This is a genomic window from Bradyrhizobium sp. (genome assembly GCF_035570375.1).
GTDB lineage: Bacteria > Pseudomonadota > Alphaproteobacteria > Rhizobiales > Xanthobacteraceae > Bradyrhizobium.
Map to the genome: position 1 here is coordinate 1 of NZ_DATMLW010000208.1, position 6,952 is coordinate 6,952.

General features: G+C 60.4%; 5 protein-coding genes and 1 pseudogene. All 6 read left to right on the plus strand.

Going from position 1 to position 6,952, the window contains the following annotated elements; translation table 11 throughout:
• Positions 1-556 (plus strand): annotated as a pseudogene (locus tag VNX23_RS22880) (DNA-directed RNA polymerase subunit beta'); the annotation flags it as partial.
• 208 nt (positions 557-764) lie between these two features.
• The gene (locus VNX23_RS22885) at positions 765-2,819 is read left to right on the plus strand and encodes an FAD-dependent oxidoreductase (protein ID WP_325633849.1); all 2,055 of its coding nucleotides are present in this window, start codon (positions 765-767) and stop codon (positions 2,817-2,819) included.
• Positions 2,820-3,050: 231 nt separating this feature from the next.
• A complete protein-coding gene (locus VNX23_RS22890; RefSeq protein WP_414643059.1) occupies positions 3,051-5,066 on the plus strand; it encodes an ABC transporter ATP-binding protein in 2,016 nt (671 codons plus the stop codon).
• Between the two features lie 646 nt (positions 5,067-5,712).
• Positions 5,713-6,084 (plus strand): 30S ribosomal protein S12, encoded by a 372-nt coding sequence (rpsL, locus tag VNX23_RS22895; protein ID WP_011473880.1) that lies wholly within the window; start codon positions 5,713-5,715, stop codon positions 6,082-6,084.
• A 138-nt stretch (positions 6,085-6,222) separates the two neighbouring features.
• A complete protein-coding gene (rpsG, locus tag VNX23_RS22900) occupies positions 6,223-6,693 on the plus strand; it encodes a 30S ribosomal protein S7 (protein WP_325633850.1) in 471 nt (156 codons plus the stop codon).
• 32 nt (positions 6,694-6,725) lie between these two features.
• The coding region (locus VNX23_RS22905; RefSeq protein WP_325633851.1) for a GTP-binding protein at positions 6,726-6,952 on the plus strand (227 nt) is incomplete at its 3' end.

Below are 6,952 nucleotides of genomic sequence, written 5' to 3' on the forward strand. Positions count from 1 at the left end.
GGCGATCAAGGGCATCGAGGAACTCGCTGCCTATCTGGTCAACGAAATCCAGGAGGTCTACCGGCTGCAGGGCGTGCTCATCAACGACAAGCACATCGAGGTGATTGTCCGTCAGATGCTGCAGAAGGTGGAGATCACCGACCAGGGCGATACCGACATGATCTCGGGCGAGCAGATTGACAAGATCGAGTTCGATCAGATCAACGCCAAGGCCAGGGAAGAGGGCAAGAAGCCGGCCGCCGGTACGCCGGTATTGCTCGGCATCACCAAGGCGAGCTTGCAGACGCGCTCGTTCTTCTCGGCGGCGTCGTTCCAGGAGACCACCCGCGTGCTCACCGAAGCCGCCGTCAACGGCAAGGTAGACCCGCTCGAGGGCCTCAAGGAGAACGTCATCGTCGGCCGCCTGATCCCGGCCGGTACCGGCGCCTCGATGTCGAAGATTCGCGAAGTCGCCATGAAGCGCGACAAGCTGATCCTGGACGAGCGCGAAAAGCAGGCGGCGATCGTGCCTGCGGCGCCCGAAGTCGAACCGTTGGCGCTGCCGCCCGCGGAATAAAGTCGGGCAAATTCAGGATGTTAGCGAAAAGGCCGGCGATCGCCGGCCTTTTTTGCGTTAGCTCTTTTTGCTGTTTTTTGCCTATTCTGCCGGGTTAACATCGTTTGTTCATCTTCCCTTCAGGGAAAAAAGCGCTTCTTCTAAAATGACTTAGATTGGCTCTCGTCAGGCGGCCGATTTCGGCCGGGGCCGGGAAAAACGGAAAGATATGTTGGAGTTAGCAATTGTAGGCGGCGGGCCGGGCGGCCTGATGAGCGCGTGGTACCTGAAGAAGAAACTGGGCGATCTGTGCCGCATCACCATCTTCGAAGCCACCGACCGGGTCGGCGGCAAGGTGGTTACGCGTAAATTCGATTCGGCGCCGGCGATGTACGAGGCCGGCGTCGCTGAAATCTACGACTACTCGATGACCGGTCCCGACCCGCTGCGGGACATGATCCAGCATTTTGGCCTGCAGACCATTCCCATGGATGCGGAGCAGGTCCAACTCGACGGCGAACTGCTCAACGACGTTGCCGGCATGCGCCGCAAATATGGTGCCGCGACCGCGAACGCCATCGTGGCGTTTCGCAAACGTTGTAGCGAAATGGTCTCCCCGCTCGAGTATTACGAAGGCGTCGGTGCGCACGACAACGAGCATCCCTGGGCCTACCTGACCTGTGAGGAACTGCTCGACCGCGAGGTCGACGACGCCAACGCCAGGCGCTTCTTCAAGGTGATGGCGCGCTCCGATATCGCCACCGAAAGCCACAACACCAACGGGCTCAATGCGCTCAAGAACTTCGTGATGGATGTCGACGGCTATCTCGGCCTCTATTCCATCCAGAACGGAAACGAGCAGCTGATCGAGTGCCTGCAGGCCGAGGTCAATGCCCATATTCACCTCAATCACCGCGTGCTCAAGGTCGGCAAGACCGCGAACGGACGCTATCAGCTCAACATGATGAACGGGAAGGGACCCGAGACACGGGACTTCGACCTGGTCCTGATGTGCTTGCCGCATTCCTGGCTTGCAACCATGACCTGGGACGGCGAAGAGCTGCGCAAGTCGATGGTCAAGCACATCGCCTATTTCGACCGGCCTGCACATTACTTGCGGGTTTCGATCCTGTTCGACTCCCCGTTCTGGGGCGAGAAGATCCCCGGCTCGTGGTTCATGTCGGAAGCCTTTGGGGGCTGTTGCGTTTACAACGAAGGTTCCCGTCACGATGTCGGCAAGCACGGCGTGCTGAATTGGCTGATTGCCGGCTCCGATGCGCTGGCTTTCGCCAATCTTCGCGACGACGAACTGGTCGACGCCGCGCTGAAATCGTTGCCCACCTCTTTCGGCGACGCGCGCGCCCATTTCCTGGAAGGCAAGATCCATCGCTGGTTGTCGTCGGTGAATGCGTTGCCTGGCGGACTTCCGGCCCGCGACGTCATGACCAACCACCGGCCCGACCCGAAACGCCATCCGGGCATCGTCGTCGTCGGCGATTACCTGTTCGACTCGACGCTGAACGGATTGCTGGATTCCTCCGATGCCGCCACCGACATCATCGTCACCGAGATGATGCGGTTGCGCCGTGCCGGCGGCCACAACGGCAAGCCTTCGTCCGACAAGATCGACCGCGAATATTTCGAGAACTACCGGGGTCTTGGGCCTTATCGCGAATTCTGGAACCGGTTTACCGATCCCGACTACCTGACCAACCTGATCAGGATCGTCTGGAACAAGGCGAGCGGATACAGGCTTCTGGTAGCGGGATCGGCGAGCGGGGAACTCGTTGGCGCGTTGCGCGAGCGTGGAATCGATGCGTGGGGTATCGAGAACAACCGCGCGATCCATGCCAAAACGGCGACGGAACTGAAGAAGTTCAACAAGCTTGGATCGATTGTGGACCTGCCGTTCAAGCACGGCGAGTTCGATCTCGTGTTCGAAACCAGTCTTTGCCATGTTGCGGAAAACCGCGTCGCCAAGGCCGTTCGCGAGCTCAATCGCGTCGTCAAAAACGGCTTGGTGTTCGGCTCGGTGACGTCCGATATGGCGCCCGCGCTGATCGACCGCTACGACCTGATGCGCGGGGTGAAGAAGCTCGGCACCTGGTGGGAATGGTCGGAATTGTTTTTCAACAACGGCTTCGACCTGTCGATGCACCGCCACGACTGCACCGACGAGCTGTGGGCCGCCACGCTCGCCGCCAACAAGGGGCCCGGCCAGTGGTATGCCGATTCCGAAAGCCTTCGGTACTCCTTCTTTGACAAGGTCGAGGACGAGGATTAGTGCCGCCCTTTTGAAGTTCCTGCAGCGCTTGTGGCAAAATCTTTCCGAGGTGTGCGCTGCGATGGGGTACGAACTTCGGAAAGTGGGCACTAGCCGCCACCCGGCTCGTTCCAATTATTTTGCTGAACGCCCGCCAATCGCTTAGGATCGAAGTCGCGGGGCGTTTCGCTAACGGTCCGATTCTTCTTGTCGTTTTGCGGTCATGCCGGCCGTGCAGCATCGGTTGGTTTCATGGCGTCCAAGCCCCAATTTCCGGATCGACACATCGCCGCTTCCGCGGACGATCCGGTTGCGGAAGAACTGGACAAGAAACACCTGATGGAAGCCGAGGCTAAAGGCCGGCTTGCTGGCACCAGGCCGTCCTCACCGCCCGACGAAGACGAAGAGGACGATGAGCACCTTGGGTTCGAAGACGACGAAGACGACGAGGAACTCGCGGTCTATACCGCCAGGGAAGCCGCCGGCGCACTGGCGACGATCTACGGCTTCGTCAAGCCGCATCTGAAGAGCTACAAGAAGATCATGACCTTTGTCGGCCTCGGCGTTCTCGTTGAGACGCTGTTCAACGTCATCATGCCGCTGAGCCTGAAGTTCTTGATCGATGACGCGCTGGGCGAGGAAGATTTCGAAGCGCTGATCCGGATTCTCTCCGTGCTGGCGGCGGCCGGGATCTTTACCTCGATCGTCGCGGTCTGGTACGAGCGGTGGGATGCACATCTGGCAGCCTCGGTGCTTTCGGATGTGCGCAAGCGGATCTTCGAGCACGTCCAGAGTTTGCCCGCGGCCTTCTTCCAGCGCACCAAGCGCGGCGAAATCCTGTCGCGGTTTTCGGTCGACATGTCGGCCTTCGAGGGCTCGATCAAGGGCTTTGCCGCCGGCGCGGCGCTGCCGTTTTTCGAATTGATCGCGGGCATCATTCTGATGCTGTTCCTGAACTGGCAGCTTGCGGTGATCTCGCTTCTGGTTTTTCCGATCACCCTGATCGGTCCGCGCATCCTGACGCCCAAGGCGGTGGAGGCGAATTACGAGCAGAAGCTCAATGAAGCGGCGGTGCTGGGCCTCGTGCAGGAGAACATCGCGACCCAGGCGGTGACCAAGGCGTTCATGCTTCAACGCAAGATGCTTGGCTGGTTCACGGTCCGCAACGATGAGGCGCGCCGGAAAATTTCGTCAGCGGCCTTCCTGTCGACCATGGTCGAACGCACGGTGACCATCTCGGTGTTGTTGCTGCACCTCGTCGTGCTCGCGCTCGGCGCCTATCTCGCGACCAAGGGCCACATCACCATCGGAACCTTCGTGACCTTCGAAAGCGCGTTCTGGGAGGTGTCCTACAACATCGCCCACATCATGCATTTCATCCCGGTCTCGATCCAGTCGGCGGCTGCGGTGCGCCACATTCAGGAGCTGCTGGATGAGCCGATCCGTGGGGCCGATCGTCCCGGCGCCCCCGACCTGCCGCGCGTCACCCACGACATCACCTTCGATCACGTGACCTTCCAGTACGAGGGCAGCGAGGCGCCGGTTCTTGACAATCTCAGTCTCAAGCTCGACGTCGGCAAGACCATTGCCATTGTCGGGCCAAGCGGCGCCGGCAAGAGTACGCTGCTCAACCTGATCCTGCGGCTCTATTTGCCGGACGAAGGCCGGGTCAGCATCGACGGCGTCGACATCCGCAAAGTCACCCTCGACTCCCTGCGGCGCAGCATGGCCGTGGTGTTCCAGGAAAACATGTTGTTCAACATGTCGATCCGGGAAAACATCCGGCTCGGCAAGGAAGGCGCGACCGACGCGGAAGTCGAGGAGGCCGCCCGCAAGGCCGAAATCCATCGCTACATCATGAGCCTTCCGCAGAAATACGATACTCTGGTGGGCGAGCGCGGCGACACCTTGTCGGGGGGGCAGCGCCAGCGCATCGCGATTGCGCGGGCCATCGTCCGCAATCCGTCAGTTCTTTTGCTCGACGAAGCGACCTCGGCGCTCGATCAGACCACTGAAGCTGCGATCAACAAGACGCTTTTGAAACTCGCCAAGGGCCGGACCATGATCTGGTCGACCCACCGCCTGACCTCGGTGGTCCAAATGGACGAGATCATCGTCATTTCAGGGGGCAGGGCGATCGAACGCGGTTCGCACAAGAAGCTTCTTGCGGCGGACGGCGTGTACCGAAAGCTCTGGGACGATCAGAGCCGCAAGCCGCACCGGGCCGATCAGGCCAAGGACGACGATGACGAGGACGACGAGGATTGAGGACCGCCCATGGGCGGGGGCGGGAGCTGTGGTTGGCCCCGGGGACGCTTGTCATCGAGAGGTGTGATCCTTATATTATCCGGGTAAAATAGCGGCCTTGGCCGATCTTTCCGGCGGTCGGGCTCACGTGGGGGCTGCGGTTGACAACCGCAGTGAGATCGGATTTTGCGGTCGGCCAAGGCGCTTCGAGGCGCTTCTTCGGTGTCGTTTCGCCTTGACTTGGCCAGGCTCCACCGATAGAACCCGCGCACTCAACGACAGGCGGTGAGCTTCGCTTGCGTCGGAACGGACCACCCTTTCGATCCTTTTTTGGGGTCGCTGCGGGCACCAACCTCGACGGATGTCGCTCAAACGCTGTCGATTATAGCTAGGCAATGCCAGGACGATCTTGGTTTTCGTGGGAGAGTTCCCTCGGGATTGATCGGGTGCATGACCTCGGTGCTTGATCGCTCAGCCCGCGCTGATTGATCGCTTACTCGAGGTCCTCTGTGGCGTCGAAGCGCTTTCTGCTCAGCGATGAGCAGTTGGCGCGATTTCGCTTTGCGCGGTCGATTTTCGCGACAGGCGGAAGGAATGGGACTTAAGTCCGGAAACGAATTTCAAGGAGCCGTTTCGGCTTCGCGCGAACTAAAGGGTGAAGGCTGACATGCCGACGATCAACCAGCTGATCGCAAGTCCACGCGTCGTACAGAAGTCGCGCAAGAAGGTGCCGGCGCTGCAGCAGTCGCCGCAGAAGCGCGGCGTGTGCACGCGCGTCTACACCACGACCCCGAAGAAGCCGAACTCGGCGCTGCGCAAGGTCGCCAAGGTGCGTCTCACCAACGGGTTCGAGGTCATCGGCTACATTCCCGGTGAGGGCCACAATCTTCAGGAGCACTCCGTGGTCATGATCCGTGGCGGCCGCGTCAAGGACTTGCCCGGCGTGCGCTACCACATTCTCCGCGGCGTCCTCGATACCCAGGGCGTCAAGAACCGTAAGCAGCGTCGTTCCAAGTACGGCGCCAAGCGTCCGAAATGAGCCGGGCATAGCGAGGATCATCCTCGGGCGAGCTCAGCGAGACCCGGGGATCTGGAGCAACGAATTAAGACGTGGATGGCCGGGAAAGAGTGGAAGACGCGCTTCGCGCCTTAGCCCGACCATAACGAAGGAAACAAGATGTCGCGCCGCCATTCCGCTGAAAAACGTGAAGTGCTTCCGGATCCGAAGTTCGGAAACATCGTCATTACGAAGTTCATGAACTCGGTGATGCACGCCGGGAAGAAATCGGTCGCCGAGGGAATCGTCTACGGCGCGCTGGGCATCATCGAGAACAAGACCAAGCAGAATCCGCTGACCGTGTTCGAGCAGGCGCTCGAGAACGTGATGCCGACGATCGAAGTTCGTTCGCGGCGCGTCGGCGGCGCCACCTATCAGGTGCCGGTCGAGGTCCGCTCGGTGCGCCGCCAGGCGCTCGGGATTCGCTGGATCATTTCGGCCGCGCGCGACCGCAACGAGAAAACCATGACCGAGCGGCTCTCGGCCGAGCTGCTGGATGCGTCGAACAACCGGGGGAACGCCGTCAAGAAGCGTGAGGACGTGCACAAGATGGCGGAAGCCAATCGCGCCTTCTCGCACTATCGCTGGTAACGGCGATACAAAGGAATTTTAAGGAACAACCCATGCCCCGCCAACATGCCATCGAGGACTACCGTAACTTCGGTATCATGGCGCATATCGATGCCGGCAAGACTACGACCACCGAGCGCATCCTCTATTACACCGGCAAGAGCCACAAGATCGGCGAAGTGCACGAAGGTGCCGCGACGATGGACTGGATGGAGCAGGAGCAGGAGCGCGGCATCACCATCACCTCGGCCGCGACCACCGCGTTCTGGAACGGCAAGCG